Annotated in this window: 18 protein-coding genes and 3 pseudogenes; 12 read left to right on the forward strand and 9 right to left on the reverse strand. The window is 67.9% G+C overall.

Annotated features, from left to right (window positions below; translation table 11 throughout):
• The 3 genes from ACIOHC_RS39160 to ACIOHC_RS39170 form a co-directional block, all read right to left on the reverse strand.
• Nucleotides 1-945, reverse strand: a 945-nt coding sequence (locus tag ACIOHC_RS39160; RefSeq protein ID WP_401846326.1) for a recombinase family protein, incomplete at its 3' end; no start/stop codon positions are given.
• A 374-nt stretch (nucleotides 946-1,319) separates the two neighbouring features.
• Nucleotides 1,320-2,075, reverse strand: coding sequence for a dienelactone hydrolase family protein (locus ACIOHC_RS39165; protein WP_389638655.1), 756 nt, complete (start codon nucleotides 2,073-2,075; stop codon nucleotides 1,320-1,322).
• A 243-nt stretch (nucleotides 2,076-2,318) separates the two neighbouring features.
• Complete coding sequence (locus ACIOHC_RS39170) at nucleotides 2,319-2,504, reverse strand: hypothetical protein (protein WP_401846329.1); 186 nt, start codon at nucleotides 2,502-2,504, stop codon at nucleotides 2,319-2,321.
• A gap of 30 nt (nucleotides 2,505-2,534) precedes the next feature.
• Between ACIOHC_RS39170 and ACIOHC_RS39175 the strand changes: the two genes are divergently transcribed.
• From ACIOHC_RS39175 to ACIOHC_RS39210, 8 genes and pseudogenes are all read left to right on the forward strand, one after another.
• The gene (locus tag ACIOHC_RS39175; protein WP_401846331.1) at nucleotides 2,535-3,371 is read left to right on the forward strand and encodes a hypothetical protein; all 837 of its coding nucleotides are present in this window, start codon (nucleotides 2,535-2,537) and stop codon (nucleotides 3,369-3,371) included.
• Entirely contained in the window at nucleotides 3,346-3,852 is a 507-nt protein-coding gene (locus tag ACIOHC_RS39180; RefSeq protein ID WP_351086939.1) for a GNAT family N-acetyltransferase, read from the forward strand. The genes ACIOHC_RS39175 and ACIOHC_RS39180 overlap by 26 nt, the downstream gene beginning before the upstream one ends.
• Nucleotides 3,853-4,177: 325 nt before the next feature.
• Nucleotides 4,178-4,375 (forward strand): annotated as a pseudogene (locus tag ACIOHC_RS39185) (IS110 family transposase); the annotation flags it as partial.
• Between the two features lie 149 nt (nucleotides 4,376-4,524).
• Entirely contained in the window at nucleotides 4,525-6,771 is a 2,247-nt protein-coding gene (gene tap / locus ACIOHC_RS39190; RefSeq protein WP_401846333.1) for a telomere-associated protein Tap, read from the forward strand.
• A 10-nt stretch (nucleotides 6,772-6,781) separates the two neighbouring features.
• Nucleotides 6,782-7,339 carry a telomere-protecting terminal protein Tpg gene (gene tpg / locus ACIOHC_RS39195; protein WP_351086943.1) on the forward strand — a complete coding sequence of 186 codons (558 nt, stop codon included), beginning with the start codon at nucleotides 6,782-6,784 and terminating at the stop codon, nucleotides 7,337-7,339.
• 141 nt (nucleotides 7,340-7,480) lie between these two features.
• A complete protein-coding gene (locus ACIOHC_RS39200; protein ID WP_365694613.1) occupies nucleotides 7,481-8,041 on the forward strand; it encodes a metalloregulator ArsR/SmtB family transcription factor in 561 nt (186 codons plus the stop codon).
• The gene (locus tag ACIOHC_RS39205; protein WP_351086946.1) at nucleotides 8,038-8,499 is read left to right on the forward strand and encodes an SRPBCC family protein; all 462 of its coding nucleotides are present in this window, start codon (nucleotides 8,038-8,040) and stop codon (nucleotides 8,497-8,499) included. Before ACIOHC_RS39200 ends, ACIOHC_RS39205 begins: the two co-directional genes overlap by 4 nt.
• On the forward strand, nucleotides 8,499-9,962 hold the full coding sequence (locus ACIOHC_RS39210) for an MFS transporter (protein WP_401846335.1): 1,464 nt from the start codon (nucleotides 8,499-8,501) through the stop codon (nucleotides 9,960-9,962). Before ACIOHC_RS39205 ends, ACIOHC_RS39210 begins: the two co-directional genes overlap by 1 nt.
• Before the next feature lie 153 nt (nucleotides 9,963-10,115).
• Here the strand turns inward: ACIOHC_RS39210 and ACIOHC_RS39215 are convergent.
• Nucleotides 10,116-12,860, reverse strand: a pseudogene (locus ACIOHC_RS39215) (Tn3 family transposase).
• A gap of 160 nt (nucleotides 12,861-13,020) precedes the next feature.
• On the opposite strand from ACIOHC_RS39215, the gene ACIOHC_RS39220 reads away from it, so the two are divergent.
• Nucleotides 13,021-13,398 (forward strand): nuclear transport factor 2 family protein, encoded by a 378-nt coding sequence (locus ACIOHC_RS39220; protein WP_030278697.1) that lies wholly within the window; start codon nucleotides 13,021-13,023, stop codon nucleotides 13,396-13,398.
• 72 nt (nucleotides 13,399-13,470) lie between these two features.
• Here ACIOHC_RS39220 and ACIOHC_RS39225 read toward each other — a convergent pair.
• Nucleotides 13,471-14,270: pseudogene (locus ACIOHC_RS39225) on the reverse strand (IS630 family transposase); the annotation flags it as partial.
• A 273-nt stretch (nucleotides 14,271-14,543) separates the two neighbouring features.
• Here ACIOHC_RS39225 and ACIOHC_RS39230 point away from each other — a divergent pair.
• A complete protein-coding gene (locus ACIOHC_RS39230; RefSeq protein ID WP_401846337.1) occupies nucleotides 14,544-14,786 on the forward strand; it encodes a hypothetical protein in 243 nt (80 codons plus the stop codon).
• Nucleotides 14,787-14,816: 30 nt separating this feature from the next.
• On the opposite strand, the gene ACIOHC_RS39235 is transcribed toward ACIOHC_RS39230, so the two are convergent.
• The 4 genes from ACIOHC_RS39235 to ACIOHC_RS39250 form a co-directional block, all read right to left on the reverse strand.
• A complete protein-coding gene (locus ACIOHC_RS39235; RefSeq protein ID WP_351087028.1) occupies nucleotides 14,817-15,242 on the reverse strand; it encodes a hypothetical protein in 426 nt (141 codons plus the stop codon).
• 117 nt (nucleotides 15,243-15,359) lie between these two features.
• Nucleotides 15,360-18,053 (reverse strand): hypothetical protein, encoded by a 2,694-nt coding sequence (locus ACIOHC_RS39240; protein ID WP_351087026.1) that lies wholly within the window; start codon nucleotides 18,051-18,053, stop codon nucleotides 15,360-15,362.
• 988 nt (nucleotides 18,054-19,041) lie between these two features.
• Complete coding sequence (locus tag ACIOHC_RS39245) at nucleotides 19,042-19,395, reverse strand: transposase (RefSeq protein WP_351087024.1); 354 nt, start codon at nucleotides 19,393-19,395, stop codon at nucleotides 19,042-19,044.
• Nucleotides 19,396-19,489: 94 nt separating this feature from the next.
• Nucleotides 19,490-19,954: a helix-turn-helix domain-containing protein gene (locus ACIOHC_RS39250; protein ID WP_389637984.1), complete on the reverse strand. Its 465-nt coding sequence runs from the start codon at nucleotides 19,952-19,954 to the stop codon at nucleotides 19,490-19,492.
• Nucleotides 19,955-20,187: 233 nt separating this feature from the next.
• On the opposite strand from ACIOHC_RS39250, the gene ACIOHC_RS39255 reads away from it, so the two are divergent.
• Nucleotides 20,188-21,366: a ParA family protein gene (locus ACIOHC_RS39255; protein WP_351087020.1), complete on the forward strand. Its 1,179-nt coding sequence runs from the start codon at nucleotides 20,188-20,190 to the stop codon at nucleotides 21,364-21,366.
• Nucleotides 21,363-22,391 carry a hypothetical protein gene (locus tag ACIOHC_RS39260; RefSeq protein WP_351087018.1) on the forward strand — a complete coding sequence of 343 codons (1,029 nt, stop codon included), beginning with the start codon at nucleotides 21,363-21,365 and terminating at the stop codon, nucleotides 22,389-22,391. The genes ACIOHC_RS39255 and ACIOHC_RS39260 overlap by 4 nt, the downstream gene beginning before the upstream one ends.
• The last annotated feature ends 470 nt before the right edge of the window (nucleotides 22,392-22,861 follow it).

The raw sequence follows: 22,861 nt of genomic DNA on the forward strand, positions 1-22,861 counted from the left end.
GGGCGTGCGGGACATGGTCATCCGCGTCGGCCCCGTCCGCCCCGGACAGCTGGGCATCGTCGTCCCAGCGGCCGAACGGGCCGTCACGGCCGGGGTCGTCTGCTCGTCGTGCTTGCGCAGCATCCTCATGACGGTGGCGGGCGAGGGGTGCTGCCCCTTCTTCGCGCCGGTGGTGATGACGAGGCGCTTAGCGATGTCGCGCAGGCTCATCTCCTGGTCGCGCAGGTGCAGCGCCATGGACAGCATGTCGTCGTCGGTGACCCCGGCGCCGCCGATGGTCTTGCCACGCTTCCGCGCGGACTCGTGGCCTTCGAGGGTGCGGTCGCGGATGTACTCGCGCTCCATGCCGGACATGGCCGCGAGCACGGTGAACACGATGCCCGACGGGTCGTGTGAGCCCTTCAGTTCTCCGGTGAGGAACTCCAGGCCGACGTCGCTCGCCTTCAGCTCCTCGGCGAGCATGGCGAGTTCGATGCCGCGGCCGAGCCGCTTGTGCTCGTGCACGACGAGGGTGACGGCGACACCGGAGGAGCGGATCTCCCCGGCGAGCTTCACGGCGGCCTCCAACTCGGGGCGCTTGGTGGCGCGGGTGGAGATCTCCTCCGAGAAGACCCGGGTGACCCCGGCCTCGCCGAGCGAGTCAAGCTGTGCGTCCAGGGACTGCCGGGCGGTCGAGGCGCGGGCGTAGCCGAGGCGGACGTGTCCGACCGGTTCGGCGCCGGCGCGCACGGGCCGGGGTAGTTCGGTCCACGCCGAGCCCGGCTTGCGTACGGTGGGAGTCGGCACGCTCAGGGCCTTGGCGAGTCGGGGCACGAGGCGGAAGCGGGTGGTGTGGTACTGGATCGCCACCCTGCCCTTCCCGGTCCGGCACGGGGAGCCCGCCGGGGCGGCGCAGGTGGACATCGGGCAGTCGTGCGATTCCACACGCTTGAAGTCGTCGCTCACGACCCCGGACTGTTTCATGAGGGTGTTTCAGGTGTCCAGTTGCTTGCAACAACTCATGAAACATGATCGCCGCAGGTGGACGACCGCCCGGCCGGGTGTTTCATGAGTGACCACCTATGAAACACCGATGTCTGGCCTGTCGGTGGAACCGAGGATGCCTTCCGTTGTTGAACTGATCACGGCGGCGACTCATCTGCGGGCTTGCGACGTTCCCGAGCTCCTGCCAAGTGGGTCGGCACCACCTCGTCACCTTGAAGGTTGCGTGGAGGCCCCGAACTTGGGCAGAGAGCGCGTCGTCGGCGTCCTGCGGCATTGAAGGAAGGGACGGGACCGGAACGCGCCAGAAATGTGCCGTAGTGACCGGTAAGCGCTGGTCAGCAGGTGGCCGAGCTTGGACTGACCAGATCCTCCGTCACGGGCAGGCACTCGGAGAGCAGGTCGACGACGTCGCGCCAGGCTCGCTGCGCGTGCCGTCGGTGGTAGCCGACGCCGGGACGCACGGTGTGGTCGACCGGTGGGTGGTGGAAGGCGTGCAAAGCGCCGCCGTAGACCACGAGGCGCCAGTCGACGCCCGCGGCCTGCATCTCAGCGGTGAACGCGCCCCGTTGCGCGGGCGGCATGATCGGGTCTTCCGACCCGACCCCGGCCCACACCGGGCAGCGAATGCGCGCCGCCTCACCCGGTCGGCCCGTGGTCAGCGCGTTGACTGTCCCGATCGCGCGCAGGTTGACGCCGTCGCGCCCGAGTTCCAGCCCGACGGCGCCCCCGGTGCCGTAGCCGATGGCGGCGATCCGGTCGGGGTCGGTCCGCGGTTCGGCGCGCAACACGTCGAGCGCCGCATGACCGATGCCCCGCATCCGGTCGGGGTTGGCGAGCAGCGGCATGCAACGGGCCAGCATCTCCTCGGGGTCACCCAAATAGCGCCCGCCGTGAAGGTCGAAGGCCAGCGCTACGTATCCCAGCTCGGCGAGAGCATCGGCCCGGCGGCGCTCGACGTCGCTGAGCCCCGTCCCCTCTGGCCCGACCAGCACCGCGGGTCGGCGGTCGACGCCGGCCGGGAGTGCGAGGTGCCCGATCATCGTCAGACCGTCGGCCGGGTACTCGACCGTGCGCGTTGTAATCGTCGTCATGAGACTGGACTTTAGTGATCGTCGAGCCGGGTCGGGCCGGGGTTCACCGCTGGCAGAACAGCGCGGATGTCCCTCTGAAATGCGGCGATGGCTCACAAGAACCGTCAAATACCCCGTTCCCACGGCAGCGCTATCGGATCACCTGCCCAGGCCACGGTGTTGGAGGCTGACCCTAGCGGCAGGATTCTGGCGTATACCGGCCCGGCCCCCTGAAGGGGCGTCACCAGCTAGGCACCTCACGGTTCAGGCGGCCTGGTCGAGGCCGGCGGCGGTCAGGTCCAGCTCGCGAAGCGGGGTGAAGTCGACGTCGACGTCGGCATCTTCCACGACGACCGGCCCTCGTCGTTGGACCAGTGGCTGGAGCGCAAGCTCGACGGCCTCGCGGCCGGTATCCGCCACGACGTCGAGGCGTGGGCCCGGCTCCTGCACGACGGCGGTCCCCGCTCGCACCCCCGGGACGTGCACACGGTCTGGGGCTACCTCAACCGAATCCGGCCCGTGCTGCTGGAATGGTCCAGCCGCTACGACCACCTGCGCGAGGTCGCCCGCGACGACATCCTCAGCCACCTGAGCACCGTTCACGGCTCGCAGCGCAAGCACACCCTGGTCGCCCTGCGGTCGCTGTTCACCCGGGCGAAGAACAACGGCACGATCTTCAAGAACCCCACCAGTCGCATCCGGGTCGGCCAGCAGGAGCACGGCGTCATCCAGCCACTGGACCCCGGGCACGTCCAGTCCTCGATCGCCGTGGTGGCCCGGCCGGCGGACCGGCTGGTCCTCGCCCTCGCGGCCGTCCACGCCGCCCGCCCCGGCGTGATCCGCCGCCTCCACCTCGACGACCTCGACATCGGCAACCGCCGACTGCTCATCGACGGCCGCGTCCGGCCCCTGGACGAGCTGACGCTGCAGCTCGCCCTCGCCTGGCTGGACCACCGGCGGCGCCGCTGGCCCGACACCGCCAACCTGCACCTTCTGATCAACAAGCAGACCGCGCTGGAGACCGGGCCCATCAGCGGCGTCTCCGTCTCCGCGGCGCTTCGCGGCCAGACCGCCACACTGGATCGGCTCCGTGTCGACCGCCACCTCGAAGAAGCCCTCGTCCACGGCCCCGACCCACTCCACCTTGCCGAGGTCTTCGGCCTGGACGAGAAGACCACGATCCGCTACGCGAACTCGGCACGCGCACTGCTGGCACAGACAGCCGAGCACTCAACATCCCGCTCAACAAAAGAACTTGGCCCGGCTCGTGGAGCCTTGAAGAATGACGGCCATGCAGATTCGACAGGCAGGGCTTGATGACGCCTCGGCCGTCGCTGGTGTCTACGTGCGATCGTGGCAGGTGGCCTTTGCCGGTCTTGTTCCACAGCGCTACCTCGACGCCATGGACGCAAGCCGCGATGAGCCCGGTTGGAAGTCACGTATCGCAGAGACACGGTGGCCGTCGTCGGGAGTGTTGGTAACCGAATCCGAGACGGGGATCGTCGGGTTCGCAAGTTTCGGCCCGTCTGAAGAGGCCCCTGGCATCGCGGAAATCGGCACGCTCTACACGCTGCCCGAGGTCTGGGGCACGGGGATCGGCAAGCAGTTGATGCTGGCCACGTTGGCGACTCTCAAACAGGCCGACTACCCACAGGCTGCCCTGTGGGTACTGGAAGACAATGAACGCGCCCGGCGCTTCTACGAGGCAGCCGGTTGGCGCCCAGATGGCGCGGCCGTGGTGGACACCACCGGCGGGGCCTCTTTCAACAAGCTGCGTTACAGCCGCCCTCTTGGTTAGCCCGCTCACGGTCTTACACGTTGAGAGAGCCAGGAATCCGTGTGGTCGCGGGTCGGCATCGAACTCGCGGAACCAGCACCGTGAGGCACGACGACGGACCCTTGAGTTCCGACCCAAAACCCTTCAGTTTGCGTGAACCCACGGGCCTCGGCGTCGCCTTCTCACAACAACAATCCGAGCCCGACGCCCAACCCGGGCTCCGGCCCCACAGCCACCACCCCACCGTCTCGACGGTCAGTCCTGCGCCGCGCCCGGGATTGGTTCGTGGGGCTGAGTGAAGGCGGCAAGGTCGCCCTCGTCGGAGCTGTGATCACGACTCTTGGCGCTCAAACGTGCAATGTTCCTGTCAGCGTTCGCCGCCCTGCACGACCCCGCCTCCTGCGGCTACTACGACCGCTGCCGGGCCCGGGGCAAGACCCACACCCAAGCTCTCCTCCGCCTCGCCCGCCATCGCATCAGCGTCCTGTTCTCCATGCTCCGCGACGGAACCTTCTACGAACCCAGAACCCCACGCCTCGCTTGACGAAAGACATAGAGGCACCCCCGGACGGCTCTAGCTGTTGACAGATCAAGGTCAACATAGCATCCGTACGCAAAAAGAACGTCATTAGTACGGCGTACGTACGCTAATTGTACGGTTCATGGGCTAGAGTGTTGGTCTGGAGGTCTTCCATGTCTGAGTTGTTCGACGCGGTCGACGCACTGCTTGCGTCCCGCGCCACGCTGCCGCCACCGGCGGAGCGCAAGCGGCTGCGTGCCGCGCACGGCCTGACGATTGACGAGGTGGCAGGCGCGCTGAAGGTGCGCCGGGCCACGGTCAGCGGGTGGGAGTCCGGCAAGACCGAGCCCCGGCCGCCGGAGCGGGACGCGTACGCCCGGCTGCTGGACAAGCTCGCGGAGCTCTACCCCGCCCCGACCGACGTGGCTGCGCCCGTCCAGGACGCTGCGGTGTCGGCCACGTTCACCGCCGCGCCCGCCCCGACTCCGGAAGCGGGGACTCTGTCCACAGGTCGAGCGTCCGAGGCTGCGGATATGACTGCAACCGAGAACACCCAGACCCCTGCCCCCGCTCCCGTCGCCGCTGTTCCGGCGGCCGCGCCGCGTCCGGCGCGCACCACCAGGCCGTCGTCGACGTCGCGCCGTCCGGGCGCGAGGAAGGCGGCTCCGGCCGGCACCCCGGCGGGCGACACCGACCCGCGGTTCGAGAACGGCCCGCTGGCGGTCGTCGACGTCGAGGACGGGCAGGTGCTGGCGTATTGCACCGGCGGCCTGGTCCTGGACGTGCCCGCCAAGTCCCTGCCGTCCCTGGTGGACTGGACGCTCAAGGAGGCGAAGCTCGGGGCGCCGAAGCTGTCCGGTCCGGGCAAGCCGGCGGACCCGCTGCTCGTGCTCACCGAGGCCGCGCTGGAGCGCTACGGCCTCCCCGTCGCCCTCACGGAGGAGGAGCGGCTCGCCGGGCGGCTCCCGGAGGGCCACAAGGTCATCAAGCAACTGGCCCGCGCGGAGTGGAAGCTGACGAAGCGCGGATTCGGGCCGTGGGCGCGGATCTACCGCCCCGCCACCGGCTCGGAGCGGGCCTGCGTGCAGCTGTGCATCCCGTCCTGGCAGGCGCTGGACACCCGGCACTGGGGCGAGGCCGGGCAGCTTCCGCCGCCGGAACTCGCCCGGGTCCTGGGCGTGTACGCGTCCCGGGTGATGACGCCGCGCGGCTCCACCGCCGTGACCGGCCTGGAGTTGATGACCGCGCTGCACCCGGCGACCCGGGCCTCCGAGCCGGACGCCGACGGCAAGCGGCACTCCGAGCACAACCCCGGCTCACTGGGGAAGGACCCGGTCGACTGCGCGCCGTGCGAGGCCCCGGACGGGCACCCGCTCCTCAAGGACCTGCCGCGCTTCCACGTCCGCGGCCCGGCGGAGAAGCTGTTCGAGGAGGCGTACGACTGGGCGCGGCCCCTCACCGACGACGAATGCCTGCGCCGCAACCTGGTGGGCATCGACGTGAACATGGCCTTCGCCGCCGGAACGAACGGGCTGATCGTCGGCCTCGGCGCGCCGACGCACGTCAAGCGGCCGGTCTTCGACCCGAAGCTGCCCGGCTCCTGGCTGGTCGACCTTTCCCATGTCGACCTGTCGCGGGTGAAGCTCGGCAAGGAGTGGGTGGAGCTGGACGCCAGCCTGTTGCCGAGCCCGTTCACGCCGAAGGGTGAGCGCCCGGAGGGGCCGGCCTGGTACGCGACGCCGACCGTCGCCTACGCGGTGGAGCTCGGCTACGACGTCGCGCCGATCGAGGCGTACGTCCGGTACGACAACGGCCGCTACCTGGACGGCTGGTACAACCGGCTGCGCGACGCCTACCTCGCCACGATGGCCGACCTCGGCGTCGACGCGGACCTGTCACCGGCCGACTTCCTGGCGGCGATGGACGGCTACCGGCAGCGTGACCCGGAGCTGGCGATCGTGGTGTCCGCGATCAAGGCGACGGTGAAGGGCGGCCTGGGGAAGCTGCGCGAGCGGCCCCGGGGCGAGGGGTGGCGGCCCGGCGAGCCGTGGCGTGCGCTGTCCCGCCCGACGTGGCGGCCGGACATCCGCGCCGCGATCATCTCCCGCACGCGGATCAACATGCACCGCAAGATCGTCAAGCACGCCGCGTTCACCGGGCAGTACCCGGTCGCCATCCTTTCCGACTGCGCCGTCTACGCAGCCGACGGGGAATCACCGCTGGACTTCCTGCCCTACCGGGAGGGCAAGCCGCTGCCCGGCGGCTTCAAGCTCGGGGTCAACCCCGGCCTGGTCAAGTGGGAGGGCACGCAGAGCGTGCTGTGGGGCGAGGGCGTCCGCGAGCAGTTCAACGCCCCGGAGCTCAACCTCGCCCGGTACATCAAGGACGGCACCGTCACCGACAAGGACAACGGAGAGTAGGTAGACCGCGATGAGCATGTTCGGGGACGGCCTGGACCAGGCGGTGCAGAAGGCGTTCACCCGCCCCATCCCGAAGTCGGCCGGCGCGCAGATGCGGTACCTGGTCAAGCAGCTCAAGGGCACCAAGGCGGTCGCCCAGATGCTGCGGGTCTCCCAGCGCACCGTCGAGCGGTACGTGAAGGACCAGATCAAGAAGCCCCGCCCCGACCTCGCCGCCCGCATAGAGCGCGAGGTGAAGGCCCGCTGGCAGCCGCAGATCCGGGCGAAGGCCCGCGAGCAAGCGGCAAGCACCGGCGGCATCGTCATCGACACCCGTGCCCGACTCGGCTACACCGCCCCGATCGGGTCGACGGACCAGGACCGGATCCGGCACCTCACGGTGGCGCTGCCGCCGCAGTACGCCGCCCGCCTCTTCGACGCCCAGGAGCAGGGCGCCACCGACCAGCAGCTGCGGGAGATCGCCGCCGAAGCGCTCAAGGAGGTGTACTTCCAGGATGGCGGCCGCCGCGCCGGCTCCCTGGAGGAGGTCCGCTTCACGGACATCGAGCACCTGGAGTTCGACCTGTAGAGGCCACGCCACGAACAGCCCGCGGGCCCCGGACCATGTGGTCCGGGGCCCGCTCGCGTATCCGCGGGGGGCGGATGTTCATGCACGCGATGCCCTGTCCAACGATGCTGCAGCTCCGAGAAAGGGGTGGGAGAGGCGCCGATGCCGCCGCTCGACAACCCCGAACTCGCGCTGGTCCTTGCTGGTGTGCCGGACTCCCTGGCCCAGACCGGCGGCGACCTGTATGCGGTCATCATCAACGTGGCAGTCAACGCCTGGATGGCCGGCCATATCCACGGCGAGGACGGCTGCACCGGATGCGAAACCAAATGCTTGACTATTCGCTGCCGGCATCGAATAGTTAGGCACATGCTTAACCAAGCTGGTTCGTTGGACCGGGTGTTCCAAGCGCTGGCGGACGCGACTCGCCGGGACATCGTTGAGCGGTTGATCCGCGGGCCTGCCTCGGTCAGTGAGCTGGCCCGGCCGCTGGCCATGTCGCTGCCAGCGGTGATGCAGCACCTACAGGTACTGGAGGCGTGCGGACTGGTCCGGTCTGAGAAAGCCGGAAGGGTACGCACCTGCCACATCGAGCCGGGTGTGCTGCGAATGGCCGAGGACTGGATCGCTGCGCAGCGCACTGCCTGGGAACACCGCCTCGATCGCCTCGGCGACTACCTGACCGAACACTGCGACAGCCCAGATCAAGGGAGCACACAATGACCGATCACGTGGTCAGGCATGCCACGTTCACCCTCGAACGCCTCTACGCGGCCTCACCGGCCACAGTGTTCGCCGCGTGGGCCGTCCCCGAAGCAAAGGCCCGCTGGTTCGCCGGCCTCGACGCCGAGCACGAGCTTGATTTCCGCGTCGGTGGGCGGGAGGTCAACCGCGGCCGTTCTGGCGATGGGCCGGTGCTGACTTTCGAGTCCTGGTACCGCGACATCGTCCAGGACGAGCGGATCGTCTACACCTCCACTCTGTCCGAGGGGCAAGACCTTGCGACAGTGTCGCTGACGACGGTGGAGTTCCTCCCTGAGGGTGGTGGCACCCGGCTGCTACTCACCGAGCAGAGCACCTTCCTCGACGGCCGCGAAGAACCAAGCTGGCGGGAGCAGGGCACCGGCAAGTGGCTTGACGCGCTCGCCGCCGAACTGCTGCGAAGCGTCGGGCAACAGTGATGACCACGAGCAACCTTTCGCAGACTCGCCGTTGGCAGGTGCTGGCGCTGCTGGGCACGGCGTTCTTCATGACGATTCTGGACGGCACCAGCCTGCTCGCCGCTCTGCCCGCGATCGAAGGCCACCTTCGCCTGCACGGTCCTGCCATCCAATGGACCGTGACGGCCTACGCGCTGGCCTTCAGCGGGCTGCTGTTGTTATGCGGCCGCGCTGCGGATCTGCTGGGCCGTCGGCGTGTGTTCATCGCCGGGATGGTGCTGCGGGTCGTGGCCTCGCTGGCGTGCGGGCTCGCTCCATCCATCCAGGCCCTGGTGGCCGCCCGGGCGGTGCAGGGCGTCTCGGCCGCGATCATCGCTCCGGCCGCGTTGTCGATGGTCATGAACACTTTCCCCGAAGGGATCGAGCGGAACAAGGCGCTCGGTATCTGGGGCGGCCTCGGCGGGCTCGGCGCCACCGCCGGTCTACTACTGGGCGGCATCATCACCGATATCTTCGGCTGGCAGTGGGTGTTCTGGGTCAACGTCCCGGTCGGGACCCTCGTGCTGGTGCTCGCCCCCGCCATGCTGCGCGAAAGCCGGGACCGGGCACGCTCCCGTTCCTTCGATATCCCTGGTGCGCTGACCATCGCCCCAGCACTCGTTCTGCTCGTATACGTGATCACCCGGGCGCCGGCATCCGGGTGGGCGAATGGACAGAGCATCGGGCTACTGGCCGCCGTGGCCGTGCTGGTCTGGATGTTCATCCTGATAGAGAAGCGATCGGTGGCCCCGCTCGTTTCCTTCCAGTCGCTGCGCTCGCGCATGCTCATCGGCGGCAACCTCCTCCTGCTCATCGCCGGCATGACCGTCGACGGCATGCTCGTCACCCTCACCTCTTTCGTGCAGCAGGTGCTCGGCTGGCCGGCGGCGCAGTTCGGGCTGGCGGCCGCGATGATGACCGTCACCGCGGCCGCAGGCGCACTGCTGAGCCAACGGATCGTGCCCAGGCTCAGCCTGGGGCGGGTAGCTGCCGCCGGGACCGTCCTGCTCGGTTGTGGCTGCCTGCTGCTCACCCGCATACCGGCCGGTGGCCCGATGAGTCTTCTGCCGGCGGCCCTGTTCTTGTTCGGGGCGGGAATGGGCGCCGTCACGGTATGCGCACAGATCGCCGCGCTGACCGGCGTCACCGAAAAGGACTCAGGCCTGGCCGCCGGCCTCGCCGACACCTCCTTCGCCGTCGGCACCGCCGTCGGCACTGCCATCTGCACCAGCGTCGCCGCCGCCCGCACGTCCGCGATCGGTGGTCCGACACCGCTCGCACTCACCACCGGGCAGCACGCCGCGTTTGGGGCAGCTGGCGTATTCGCCGCTCTCGCCTTGATCACCGCGTTGACGCTCCTCAGCAAGCGATCCGGCCTATCCCGCAGTGTGTCGGCAGACGCAAGCGAGAACGTATCTACCAGGGCACCGTCAACCTCACCTTGATCTACGGGACACACCCTGGCTCCCTCCTGGCGTGATTCCTGTTCCGCATTCCATGGAGGGCCGGACCCGAATCCGGCGACAAGGCCCCAGCCTCACCAGCGAACCCCTGCGCCGAGGTCCTCGGTGTCGCTGCGGGTGCGGACGGCACCCGGCTCACTCCTCCTCTCCGTCGTCATCGCCGAGGTCGACGGCGTCCGGGTCGCGCAGGGGCCGCAGCCATCGACGGGCCGGGAGGCGGAGAAGCTGTAGCGGCCCAGGCAGTTCAGATTCTTGTGCTTGAGCGGGGACAGCCGGGCGATGCCCTCGTCCCTGATGTCGTGGCCCTCGGCGCGCAGCTGGGCGACGGCGGCGTCGATGTAGCGTGTCGTCCACAGGACTACCGCGTTCAAGACCAGTCCCAGTGACCCTAGTTGATCTTCCATTCCGTCCCGGTGAGCCTGGTGGATGGTGCCCTTCTTGCCGTGGCAGATGTCGCGGGCGAGCTTGTGGCGGGACTCCTGGACGGTGAGCTGCTTGTGCATCTGGCGGCGATGGGTGTCGTCGACCGGGTCGACGACGGCGAGCAGGTGCAAGGTCTTGGCGATGTGCCCGTACTCGGCGAACGCCTGCCCCAGCGGGGTCGGGTGGCCCTCGCGGCCGAACATCCGCAGCAGGTCATGGGCACGGACCTGGTTGGTGACCAGAGAGCCGGCCACCCGCAGCATGTCCGGCCACGCGGTGAGCACCTTCTTCACGTTCACCTTGTCGCGCGCGACGGCCTCCAGCGGCCCGTGCCCGCCCACCGTCTCGGCGCCGGCCGGGCATCTGGGCCTTCCAGAACCGCTGGTCCTGAAGGTCCTTGAAACGCGGGGAGAAGCGGTAGCCGAGCATCTTGAAGATGCCGAACACCATGTCCGAGTAGGATGCGTTGTCAGTGGCAACCATCTCCGGGTTCACCCCACCGTCCGGGTTCAGCAAAGCGTCCAGGATGAACAGCGAGTCGCGCGGGGTACCGGGCACCACCATCTGCCCGATCCCGATGACCTGGTCATTGATCGCGTTCAGCCAGGTGATGCCCTTCTTCTTCGCGAAGTACTTGGGGCTCGGAGATGCGTTGATCGTGCGGACGGGGACGACGAAGCGCAGGCCGTCGACGGAGGCGAGCAGCCCCTTGCCCCAGAACTTGACCACCGGCACCTTCGCCTGGGCCTCGATCAGGGCGGCGTTCGCCGCGGCGATGGTGTCGGCTCGCAGGTAGTACTGGTCGACGTGGACCAGACGGGAGCGGGTCAACGCCTCGGAGTTCGGGTTGATGACCGGGGTCATCCCGATGTTGCACGCCTCGCTCACCAGCAGCGCCACCACGGAGGTGGTGAGGTCCTTCATGCGGGTCTTGCCGTCGCCCAGGTGCACAAAGGCGTCGAGGAACCCGGTCCAGGCATGCACCTCGAACAGCAGGTCCGGCAGATCGATCTCCGGGAGCATCTTCTCGACCCGTTTGCGCAGCCAGTTCAGCGACTTCGGCTCACCCAGCGCGTGGAGCTTCTCCACGTTCAGCTTCGCCTGCCCATTGGGCTGCACCTCGACGCTGATCTTCGCGTCGGCGCCGGCCTCCTCCAGCCGCTCGGCCATCTGCTTCCACGCTGCGTCCAACACCTCGACCAAGTCCTTGAGATGCTGCTCGGCGTCCTCATCCAGGCTCAGGCCCGCCAGGACATCCTCACGCACCGCCTCCCACTCCTTGCCCTGAAGAGGCGGGCACGCGGGTCGGACCAGCGGTGCGAGGGGGAGGCGTAGACGTCGCGGCGCTTGAGCGCCCGGAAGAGCTGCTCCAGCACGCACACCACGTACGCGTCCCGGTCCACTGCTCCCTCCGGCAGCTCCGCGTTCGCATACACCGCCTTACGCCACGCGGGCGGCACCAGCTTGTCGTCAATCTCCCGCGGGAGCAGCGGCTTCTCGCTCACCCTCCGGCGGGCCAGAGCCGGGAGCCGCTGCACCCCGGTCAGCACGCGCCTGCCACCGGTCGCCGCCCCGAGCATGGAGTTTTCGCCCAGCAGCGACAGGAACGGCCTTACTGTGTTGTCGCGCAGCGCCAGCGCGCTACGCATGGCGCTCTCCGCGGAGTCGTCGTCCTCCGGCACCAGGCTCACCACCGTGGCCGCCGCGCTGGACAGCTCGGCGCGGGGCGCGATCTCCTCCAGCGCCCGCCACAGCGCGGCCACATCCGGATCGCAGCCGGTCTCCTCCAGCAGCTCCAACTCCTCGATGAACACCTTCGAGACCCTGGCCGTGATCCGAGCCGCTCTCTCCAGCTGCGGCAGCGTCGAGCCGTTCCTTGTCCGTGGCCAGCTTCGCCCGGTTGATCAGCCTCGTCGCCATCAGCAACTCGAACAGGTCTAGCGCGTCGTCGATCGCCTTCGCCTCCAGGTGGCGCATCACCGCGGTGAGCATCGCCGTGCGCTTCGGCTCCGACGTCCGCTCCAGCTTCGGCCCCTCCGCCTGCGCCGTCCACGCCCGCCCGTGCAGGAACGCCCGGAACTTCCGGCCCATCGCATGGTCCTCGAACGGGTGGTAGCCGTACGCGTCGCGGATCTCCCACGCATGCTCGTACGCCGTCTTCAGCCGCTCGGTGCACTCCTTGACGCAGGAGACATCCTCGATCCCCAGCTGCTCGGCCAAGTGCTCCACCACCGGCCACGGCACATCCAGAGGGTCCTCCAGGAACAGCCCGATGTACCGGACCATGCAGATCTGGAGGGCGAAGCCAAGGCGATGGTGATCCCCGCGCCGCTTCGCGATCAGCTTTCGGTCCTTGTCATCCAGGAAGAAGAACCGCTCCAGCTCAGGCTTCGTCGGCTCCTCAGCGAACTTTCCTTACGCCTCAGCCTGCTCATCAGATAAGAATTCGACCGCCACGCCCGGACCGTAGCCAGGCCCCACCCAGGATCGAGGATCTTTCCCTGAACCCCAGCACCGGACCGGATCACTGTGCTAGTGCTGTGACCGGGATGGTTCACCGTGATCGGAAGGCGGCTCGCGGGACGAGCACACGCGAAACGGCTGGTATTACTGGGGCATGCAGGAAGAGACCGCACGCTCCGCGATCGACACGTTCATCTCCGCGTTCAACGCCTCGGACGACAGCTATGTGACTGCCCTGCTCTCCCAGGCCCTGACCTCAGACGTGGTCTTCTGGGGGCCGTTGGGCCGCAGCGAAGGAATCGCGGCGGTCGAGCGGTTCGTGCTGGACATCCGGCGCCACCCGGCGGGGACCGGCACGATGGTGCGCTGCTCAGCGGTGGACATGCCTGGCGAGTGGGCCCGGTACCAGTGGGTCTTCACCACGCCGGATGGAGGCCCCCGCCTGGCGGGAACGGACGTCGTCCATCTGCGGCGGAGCCTCATCGACCAGGTCATCGTCTTTGCGGGGGAGATCGAGCCGTCCGCCTCCTGAGTCATCCTTCTGTCGCTGTCCTTCTCCTGAACTCGCCCCCTTCGGCGCTCGGGGGCTGCGGTTCGCAGTTGGTCAGGCTGCGGTGCTGAGGGGGCGTCCGCCCCAGCGGATGCCCTTTTCGCTGCGGATGCGGGCACGTTCCTTGCGTTGGGCGGCGAGTACGTCGGGGTGGCGGGCGTTGGTGGTGCGCCAGCGCAGGTAGCGGTGCAGTGCCTGGGTTTGCGCGGGGTGGCTGCAGTGGTGGGAGTTGGCCAGGGTGAACTGCCGCAGCGGGCCGAAGTGGGCCTCAATCGGGTTGGCCCAGGAAGCGTAGGTCCGGGTGAAGCACAGCTCGACCTTGTTCTTCTTCGCCCAGCGGCGGATGTCCGCGCCGGCGTGGGAGGAGAGGTTGTCCAGGATGATGTAGAGCGCGTCGTCGGGTCGGGCGGCGCGGATCGACTTGAGCGTGGCCAGGGTGTTGGCGGTGCCCTTGCGGCGGCGGTTGACGCCCCACAGGCGGTCGTCGCCCACGGAGTAGCAGCCGTGGAAGTAGGTGACGCCGTGGGTGCGACGGTAGGTTGCCGGCAGCCGGTTGGGCTTGCCCTGCTTCGCCCAGCAGGAGCCCGCGATGGGCCGGATCCCCAGGGGCCCGAACTCGTCGGGGCGAAGACCCGGTCCGGGAAGCGGTCCAGCACCTGCTCGATCCGGTCGAGCTTGGCATCGCGATCAGGGTCGGGTGACTCCTTCCAGGTCTTGGTGCGCCGGAAGGTGATGCCGCGGCGCCGGAGCAGGCACCGTAAGGCTTCACGGCCGATGCGGATGACACGTCCGTGCGCTTTCCGCAGGTAGGCGGCGAGTTTGCGGATCGACCAGCGGGTGAAGGGCTGGCCAACCGAGCAGTGAGGACCACGAGGCCCTCGACCAGGGATCAGTTGGCCGGGGGCACCAGTGGGTCAGCCTATGCGGAGACAGCGTTGCGCTCCGGCGTCAGACACCTGCCGCCTCGGGCGGAACGCCGAGGTGGGACAATCGGCGCAACAAGAGGTTTGTCTGCTCCATCAGTCCCGCCCGATCGCGGCTCAAGTCGGCAAAGTGACCGTGAGCAGTGAGGTTCCGGAGACCACCGCACTGATCGGCCGGCTTCAGCCGTGATACGTGAGTTGGGAATGAGGCAGAGCTGCGGCCTCATCCGATCACGCCTCGACAACGCCGCCGCGGAGAGTTTCTGGGCTTTACTCAAAGAAGAGATCGGCACCCGCATCTGGCCAGACCGGGCCACCGCCCGCGCCGAGGTCTTCGCGTTCATCGAGACCTTCTACAACCGCCATCGTCTACGCAAACACAAGGTCCACGGCTACCCCACCCCAGCCGAAACCCGACAACTACATGAACACGCCTTGGCGACATAGAGAGCGAGTGTCCGAGATCACGGGGAAACTTCAGGTGATGCTCTCCACGGCATGGCGGACCTCGGCGATCTTCTCCAGGGCGTCGGGCAGGCCGGTGATTGCGCTGTGGCGGGCGGCGAACTCGCGGGCCTTGTGTCCAGCATCGCGGTCAGCTTGTTCTCCGCGTACTGCGTGCCCTTGCGCTCGCGCAGCTTGCGCGCCCACCAGCCGCCGCAGGTCGAAATGTAGATCAGCGCCTGGTGGAAGTCGGCTGACGTCCACTCCACGTCCAGGCTGCGAGCACGCGAGCGTGAGCGCCATGGTGATCCGGTAGCCGGAGTCGGGATCGTCCCGTTCCGCGTACCGGCCCTCGACGTCGTCCGCCAGAAGCAGACGCCGCGACCGGGTGCTGAGCGGGCGCCGCACCCCCGGCACCCCCGGCGCGCGCCAGGGGTGCGGAAGTGTCCTGGTGCTCATGGCATTTCCCCAGGTCGTAGGAGGGACACCACATCCCGGCCTACTGGATCGATCGGTGAGGACCGGGCGGTGAGAGCCATCCGGTGTACGGCGGCCAAGGGACGATGACGGTGAAGTTCACGCCGCACTCACCGCCTCCAGCACCGGCGTCCCGGTCGGCACGGTTCGGTCCTCGGGGAGCTCCTGGCCGGCGAGCTCGGCGCAGCGGCTTGCCCAGTCGGTGGCCGCAGGCCGGGCCAGCTGGTCGCCCCGGGCGATCCGCAGCTGCCGGGCCCGGTCGGCGAACAAGAACTCCACCGCCCGCAGCAGGGCCTCGTCCGCGGCACGCTCGGCGGCCGCCTCGGCCATCGCCCGGGTCGGATACCGGTGCTGTGCACAGAGCTTGGCGCCGTACGCCTTGTCCGCCTCCGCCTCCGCCTCCGCCGAGCGCATCAGCCTGCCGTACAGGCTCTCGCGGCGCCGGTCGCGGAGCGTCTCGGCCGTCTCTCGCGCGGCAAGCAACAGCTTGCCCTCCTCGAGGTCGTCGGCATGCAGCCGGTCCAGGTGCTGCTCCAGCAGCGCTCGGGTATCCGCCGTGCACCGACGGGTGGCCTCAGCGACCGCGGCCGCGTCGGCGAGGTCGGCACGGGCCATGACCGCGAAGTCGACTGCCTCGGCCAACGCCCGCTCCACCGCCCGGCGTTCGGTGCACAGCAGGCACCGGCCGCTCGCGTCCGGGATGCCGCAGTCAGCGCACGGCTGCGCGAGGCGCTCCTGCTCGGCAGCGGCGTACTCCGCGCGCCGCTGCTCGACGACCTTGGCACGGACCTGCTGCTCGGCGAGCGCCCGCTTCTGGCGCACCGCCTGGGCCGCGGCCTCGTACGTCACCGCGGCGTTCAGCCGCTTCTCCATCTCGGCCTGCAACACCTTCGGTGCCGCCCCGGCCAGTTCGCGGGCAGTCTCGGTGGCGATCCTCGCACGCAGCCCACGCCGGTCACCGATCAGGACCCGGCAGCTGGGGCAGTCGGCGCCGGTGTCCATCCGCCGACCCTCGTCGCACAGCTGCGACCAGCACCACGCCCGCTGGACCAGGCCGCGGCCCAAAATCCAGCCCACCGGATCGGTGATCAGGCGGCCCATCTGCTGATCGAGCCGCCGCTCGAGCCGCTCGGCAAGTACCTGCGAGGCCTCCTGCGGGCCGACGATCCCCCGCAGCACGCCTAGCTGGACCCGCACCGCTGCGGCGACATGGCGCCGGGCAGCAGACCGGCCAATGCGCTCCCACACCGACCGCACCGGCGCGAGCACCGACTCCAGACCCGTCGGCAACGGTGTCGGCCGCACGAACACCACCGCTCCTGTCGGCTCTGCCGAGCCCTTCAACGAGCGCGGCTCGGCCGACTGGCCAGACTCAGCAGCGGCTTCCTGCTGCTGTTCCCCGCGAAGCGGGCCGCTCAGCCCCCGATCGGCCGCAGCCGTGGTTGCATCGGTGTGGTCCCACTCGTCCTCGCGGGCGCTCGCGCGCTTCAGCACACCACCACACCCAGGATCGGCTTCGCCGGAAAACCCACCAGAGAGCGAGAGAGAACCAGAGAGAGAAACCACCGGCGAGTGGTGGGCGTGGAGGCATGCACCAGCGGGGCGCTCCACCACATCGGACTCCGGCTCCTTCGCAGGGGCCTGTCCCCCGTTGACTCCCGGCCCTTCCGCCTCCCGCTCCGAGTCAAGATCCCCGGGTGCAGCAACGGGGCGCTGGAAAACCTCGACATCGTCGAACGACTCCTGCTCCCAACCCTCCCCCGACAGCACCAGGCCCTCGCCGGGCACCCCGTCCTCACCGTGAACTGAACCCTGCGCACACGACGGACACGCCTCGGGGCCCTCTGGCTCCGCGACGACGGCGAGTGGCGCCCTGCCGCGCCCATACGCGGACGCGATGGCCGGAACCATTAGCCGGCCCTTGCCGAATTGCCCCGTCTCCGTCGTCCCGCGGACCACCTCCACCAGCTCCCAGCGCTCCAGGCGATTGACAACCTTGCTGCCGCCGGAGACGGAACACCCCAGCGCCTTCGCCACCGTGGCGTCCGCGCGCCCCCGGCCGTCCTTCACCGAGCCGCCGACCAGGCGAACACGCCCGTCCGTCCGGGTCTGTAGCGCCAGGAGCAGCAGAGCGAGCCGGTCCGTTGCCGCGCCCCTCCCTCGCCGGGCCGCGAGCAGTCCCGGCGGCGTCACCGGACCGTCGACCGGCGCCCAGCCCGGGGCGAACAACGCTTCGCAGAACCGAAGAAGCGTCGCCAAGTCCTTGCGGGCCAGGGCGAGCGGGTGTTTCGGGTCACCGCTCTCGCGCGCGGCGAGCAACGGAAGAAGCTTCCACTCCAGCCCCGTCACCCGACCGGACTCATCGGTCAGCGCGTCGGTCTCCACCACGCCGGCCTCGCGCATCGCGGGCAGCACCTTGTGGTCGACGTACGACTCGGAGAACCCGAGCCACCGCCCCATCTCCCGCGCCCGAAGACGCAACACCGCGCTGCGCGCCGGCGCCTTCGCCAACAACACTACCGCCGCCAGACGCACCGAATCCGGCACGCCCTCAAGGGACTTGTCGGCCAGGAGGCACCGCACCGCGGCATACAGCCGGGCCTGCATCGCCCGGTTCAACACCAGCGGGTCACCAGGACCCGATTCGGGAACCGGACCCGCTAACTCAACAACGTCGCCCGCGCCCGCGTCACGACGCCAGGACGAACCAGAATGCTTGGAACGAGCCACTCGATCAGCCGTTTTCGGCATGACTGAGCCAGCCCTCGTACGGACAGCGATGATCTGCTCCATAATCGAGGAGGGAAGGGGCACTGTCGCCGCGGTCCGACTGGCTACGGCAAGCACGAGAGACGGACCCGGGCGACACTGGCATTCAGCTGGCGATCTGGCTGACCAACACCCCCTTCACGCAGTGCGGACGGCTCGGGACCGCAGATCCCGAGCCTGTTCGCGTTCCGGGCCACCCTGCAGGAGTCGACCTGTGGATGAAGTCCGGCCGGTGCCTCTTGTGACGGCTGGTTGGTGGTGGGAAGAAGCAGGTGGAGCGCGTTGCTCTGATTGCCGTCTCAAGCGTGGCTTCTCGCAGCGCGGAGGAAGCCAGTGCACGCATAGCTCCTCCTCAGCCAGGTTCAGGCGGATGTTCCGCCGCACTTGTGACGATCAATCAGGGCGAGATGTTTGAGCTGAATAACGAGACCGCCCCGAGTCATTTCTGTGGTGCGTTTCGGAATTCTGGAATCTCGAGATCTGAATAGCTGATCGCCACCTTACACTCTCCCTGACCTGCGGCGCTGGGGTTTGAAGGGCAGGCGTGGTGCCTATTGAGCGCACCCGAGAGGGGCCCGAAATCTGTCTCTGAATTGCTCATTTAGTCGGCGAAACTGTCGTGCAAAATCGAGATTCGATGTGCAGACTCGCCGCCAAAATAAGTAGGCAATCTGGGCTCACTTTTGAGTTTCCTGATGAAATTCTGTTGTTCAATTCGACGCGCATTTTTGGCTGCGAAGACACTCAGTGGCGTGGCCTCGCCGTGCTCAGAACCTCCGGGAGCCCACGCATGGCCTTGACGACGGCACGGAACCTCACCAGGCGGTGCCGAAGGGTAAGGCGCTCGCCGGTATGCCGGTTCCCAAACCCCGCTGCCCGCAAGCCACATCAAGGTGCACACCCTGTAATGCGTGCAGTTACTGAGGTTTTCAGGGTGGGGTCGGTGTTGTGAGCGTCAGTCCGGCCCCTGCCAGGCATCCGTTGATGAGGTGATGCTGGAGTTGGATGTGCCTCAGGCCTTGGCGGAGCGTTCGGGTGAGGTGGTTCGGGTCCTCGAAGGCGGTGTTCGCCGTCGGGCCGCGTCGAAGAAGTGACCAGACGCTCTCGACGGGTTGAGGTCGGGAGCATACGAGGGCAGCCGGAAGACGGTGAGCCAATTGTGTTCGGACACGTACTTCTTCATGCCGGCTGTGCGATGGGTATTGAGGTTGTCCCGGACCACCACGATCCGCCGAGCTGGATGTGCGCGCGGACCAGCAGGTCGCAGCGGTCGGTCCAGGCAAAGCCTTTGCGGGCGCCTTTGGACGGCAGGTGGAATCGGGGCCGGTAGATCAGGCCGCTCTTCTCGCCCGGCTTGCAGCAGCACAGGGCGGCAACGGAGATCCGGCGGGGGGATCCGCCGCGGACCCTGACGAGAGGAGTGTGGCCACGGCAGCCCCAGGTGTGTGCACGGGACGGCGTTATCGCAAACCCGGCCTCGTCCTCGAAGAGGATCCAGGCGTCGGGCGCCGCCGCGGTGCCTTTACCCGCGGCCACAACTCCATCGCATGTTCGTCCTGTTCCATAGCCCTGCGAGCCGGCGCCTGCCGTGACCAGCCATACTTTTTCAGCGGCCGCCACAAGTCGCCGCCGACACACTCACCCGGAAACGGCGGGCGATTACAGCCTGAACCTGGCCCAGGTCCTCCGCTGATCTTCGAAGCCATGGGTGGCCGGGCCCTTGCCCAGTTCCTCCTCCAGCACCGCAAATTGGGCATCCGAGATCCTTGGCACCCTCGTCGGCCCAGCGGAACGCAGGGCCTCCGGCCCCCCTCCCGCCAAGCTCGACGCCAGCGTTCCACCGAACGCTCACTCACCCGCAACTCCTTCGCGATCAGCGCGGTCTTCTCACCCGCCGCGAACCGCCCGTCAGCTCCTAGCCGCACCGGTTCACGAAACGCCGTCGGTCAGCAGTCAGGCCCTCACCCTCCGTATACCGCATCGTGTCGGCCTACCGCAGGGATCACCATCAGTCACCGCGCGACGACAATGCGAGAACTTCAGTAGTCCCGCCGCCAGTCGCCCGTCCGGAGCAACTGCCTCGGCGGAAACATGATCATCTTGGGTACACGCCGCATCTTTCCCCACTGACATATCGGTGACTGATAAGTTGCCCGCTATGACCATCTCTAACAGCGATTCAGGCACTGAAAAGCTCATCGCGAATGTCATGCCAGAGATGCGGCGCGACCTCAAGATTCGGGCTGCCGAGCACGGCCTGAACGTGTCCGACGCGATCGTCCGAGCGCTACACCTTTGGTACGAGACGCCAAGCGCCGAGAAGGTTGAGGTGAAGGGCGCCAAGTCCTGGGCCTCGTACGTCCCTGCCGGCGGTGTCGAGCGATTCGAGCACGAGTGTGAGGCTCGAAAGGTGACCAAGGTTCAGGGCATCGCCCAGGCCATCACCCTCTGGCTTCTCCGCCACCGCTCTCCCGTCGAACGGGTGGTTCGCCAGCCCGTCAAGCGAATCCTCGTGGGCAACCAGAAGGGAGGCGTGGGCAAGACGTTCATTGCAGCTGCGCTTGCCCAAGCCCTCGCCGAACTCGGCCTCAAGGTGCTGCTCGTCGACTACGACCCGCAGGGACATCTGTCTGCGCGCCTGCAGGTTGCCGAGCTGCCTACGGGCGGCGACAGCCTTCTTCAGCACATGATTGGGAAGGCAACCCAGCACTTGCGTCGTTCGATCATCGCGCTTGAGGAAGTCCCGATGGAGGGGTGCGAGATCAACCCGGGTCCGATGTTCGACGGGCGCCTGCACATACTGCCGGCATTTGAGGACGCCTTCCTCATGGACGCCGCACTCGCGACGATGCCAGCCGGGCGCGACACCTGCCTCCGGCGTGCCCTTGAGCCGGTCGAGGCCGACTACGACGTGGTGGTGCTCGACGGCCCTCCGAACCTGGGGCTGGGCATGGAGCTCGCCATCGACTACGTCCACCGTCGTTCCGGAGAGCTCACGGATCACTCAGGGATCCTGATCCCGGTCTGGTCCGACAGGTCGTCCTTCCGCGCGTACAACCTGCTCAAGGGACAGATCGAGACGACGTGCAAGAACATGATGATCGAAGTCGACCAACTCGGCTTCATCATTAACGCGTACGACGCACGTAAGGGCACTGTGACCCGCGGGTTCTACGACGAGTGGAACACCCTCGACTCCCCCATCGTGCTGGCGGAACTCAGGGACAGCATCGAGGGGCGTGAGTCGTCGGACTATGAGATCCCGCTGTTCCAGTTTGCGCCTGACTGCCCGCAAGCTGAAACCATGAGGAAACTCGCCAAGGAGCTGGCGGCATGAGCAAGTACCGTCCCAAATCCCTGCCGAAGGGCAGCACGGCAGGCCGGCCCGAAGGCGGCGCCGTTCCACCAGTGCGTACACGCGAAGAGATTCGTGCGGAGTGGGAGGCCACCCAGAAGGCTGCTCGCGAGGGAGCAGCAATCGAGGAAGGTGGCGCAAGTTCAGAGGCATCGGCGGGAGTTCGAGCGCCGAGTGCAGCTACGGAGGCCGTGGAGACCGCGGCACCAACGGCTGCCACGCTGGCCTCCGCTCTTGACGCGGAGGCCAGCGAGGGGCCGACGGAACTGCTGTTGACTGGTGACGATGGCGACGGTCTGGTACACCTACCGGCCAATCGTGACCGGAATGGCTATGTTGAGATCCATCCCTTCACGCGCCCGGAGAGCGAGGATCCGAAAGAGCGCCTGGCTCACTACGCGAGGGGCATTGCCCAAGCAGAGATGGCGGCCCGCGCGAACGAGCAGCGCGTCAAACAGCAGAAGATCATCGTTCAGGGGCAGAACTTCCTCGCCATCAAGGAGGAGTCGCTCTGGAAGACCGTTGGCCTCCCAGACTTCGATGCGCTGATGAAGGCACGCTTCGGGTTCGGAAAGAACTACGCGAACAAGATCATTCGAGCGGTGCCAGTGGTAATGGCCCTCGAGTCCGTGACTTCGATGGAACTCGTAGAGAAACACCTCCGCCCGCTGTGTCCGGTCTATGAGTCCTTCGGCGCCGATGCGGTGAGACAAGTGTGGTCGGAGGCATCTCGCAAGAAGATCACGCAGAAGAACCTCCAGGAGGCTGCGGCCTTCCTCGGCTTCGCTGAGCCCGTTGAGCAGAAGGCCAAAGTCGTGGCGCAGCCTGCTGCTGCTGCGGCCAACGAAGCCGAGAGCGACCGGGTGATTCAGGCAAAGCAAGCGATTGTCTCGCTGTGGGCGACTGACGAGGCGAAGGCGAGGGAAGCAGCCATAGAGTTCATGAAGGTAGCGCGCGAGCTGTGCGCCGAGTTCGGGATCGACATGGCCGAGACTGCCACAGGCTGAGAATCAAGGCGAAGAGGATAGAGGCCCGACGCTTGAGTGGAGCGTCGGGCCTCTGTCATACCCAGTGCGCCTTGGCGGGCCACATCTAATGCGTTGGGTGCCGGGTACCCCGGGTACCCGGCGTCAGATTCAGACGGCGGCGGGTACCCCGGGTACCCAGCGCCGGGCCGCGGCCGACGGTGGTGGGTACCCCGGGTACCCGGCAGCAGCGTGGTGCGGGGGAGTGGAGAGGTGGCGGGTACCCCGGGTACCCGGCGCCAGATCTCGACAGCGGCGGGTACCCGGGGTACCCGGCGTCAGATTTAGACGGCGGCGGGTACCCCGGGTACCCGGCAGGAGGGCGGTGTGAGGTCCGGGTACCCCGGGTACCCGGTGCCGGGCCGCGGCCGACGGTGGTGGGTACCCCGGGTACCCGGCAGCAGCGTGGTGCGGGGGAGTGGAGAGGTGGCGGGTACCCCGGGTACCCGGCA

The organism is Streptomyces sp. NPDC088252, from assembly GCF_044740965.1.
GTDB lineage: Bacteria > Actinomycetota > Actinomycetes > Streptomycetales > Streptomycetaceae > Streptomyces.

Excerpts from the sequence above, each read along its gene's own strand:
- ACIOHC_RS39165 (WP_389638655.1), bottom strand. The coding sequence starts at position 2,075 with ATGACGACGATTACAACGCGCACGGTCGAGTACCCGGCCGACGGTCTG.
- ACIOHC_RS39180 (WP_351086939.1), top strand. The coding sequence starts at position 3,346 with ATGCAGATTCGACAGGCAGGGCTTGATGACGCCTCGGCCGTCGCTGGT.
- tap (WP_401846333.1), top strand. The coding sequence starts at position 4,525 with ATGTCTGAGTTGTTCGACGCGGTCGACGCACTGCTTGCGTCCCGCGCC.
- tpg (WP_351086943.1), top strand. The coding sequence starts at position 6,782 with ATGAGCATGTTCGGGGACGGCCTGGACCAGGCGGTGCAGAAGGCGTTC.
- ACIOHC_RS39200 (WP_365694613.1), top strand. The coding sequence starts at position 7,481 with ATGCCGCCGCTCGACAACCCCGAACTCGCGCTGGTCCTTGCTGGTGTG.
- ACIOHC_RS39205 (WP_351086946.1), top strand. The coding sequence starts at position 8,038 with ATGACCGATCACGTGGTCAGGCATGCCACGTTCACCCTCGAACGCCTC.
- ACIOHC_RS39210 (WP_401846335.1), top strand. The coding sequence starts at position 8,499 with ATGACCACGAGCAACCTTTCGCAGACTCGCCGTTGGCAGGTGCTGGCG.
- ACIOHC_RS39220 (WP_030278697.1), top strand. The coding sequence starts at position 13,021 with ATGCAGGAAGAGACCGCACGCTCCGCGATCGACACGTTCATCTCCGCG.
- ACIOHC_RS39230 (WP_401846337.1), top strand. The coding sequence starts at position 14,544 with ATGAGGCAGAGCTGCGGCCTCATCCGATCACGCCTCGACAACGCCGCC.
- ACIOHC_RS39235 (WP_351087028.1), bottom strand. The coding sequence starts at position 15,242 with ATGAGCACCAGGACACTTCCGCACCCCTGGCGCGCGCCGGGGGTGCCG.
- ACIOHC_RS39240 (WP_351087026.1), bottom strand. The coding sequence starts at position 18,053 with ATGGAGCAGATCATCGCTGTCCGTACGAGGGCTGGCTCAGTCATGCCG.
- ACIOHC_RS39255 (WP_351087020.1), top strand. The coding sequence starts at position 20,188 with ATGACCATCTCTAACAGCGATTCAGGCACTGAAAAGCTCATCGCGAAT.
- ACIOHC_RS39260 (WP_351087018.1), top strand. The coding sequence starts at position 21,363 with ATGAGCAAGTACCGTCCCAAATCCCTGCCGAAGGGCAGCACGGCAGGC.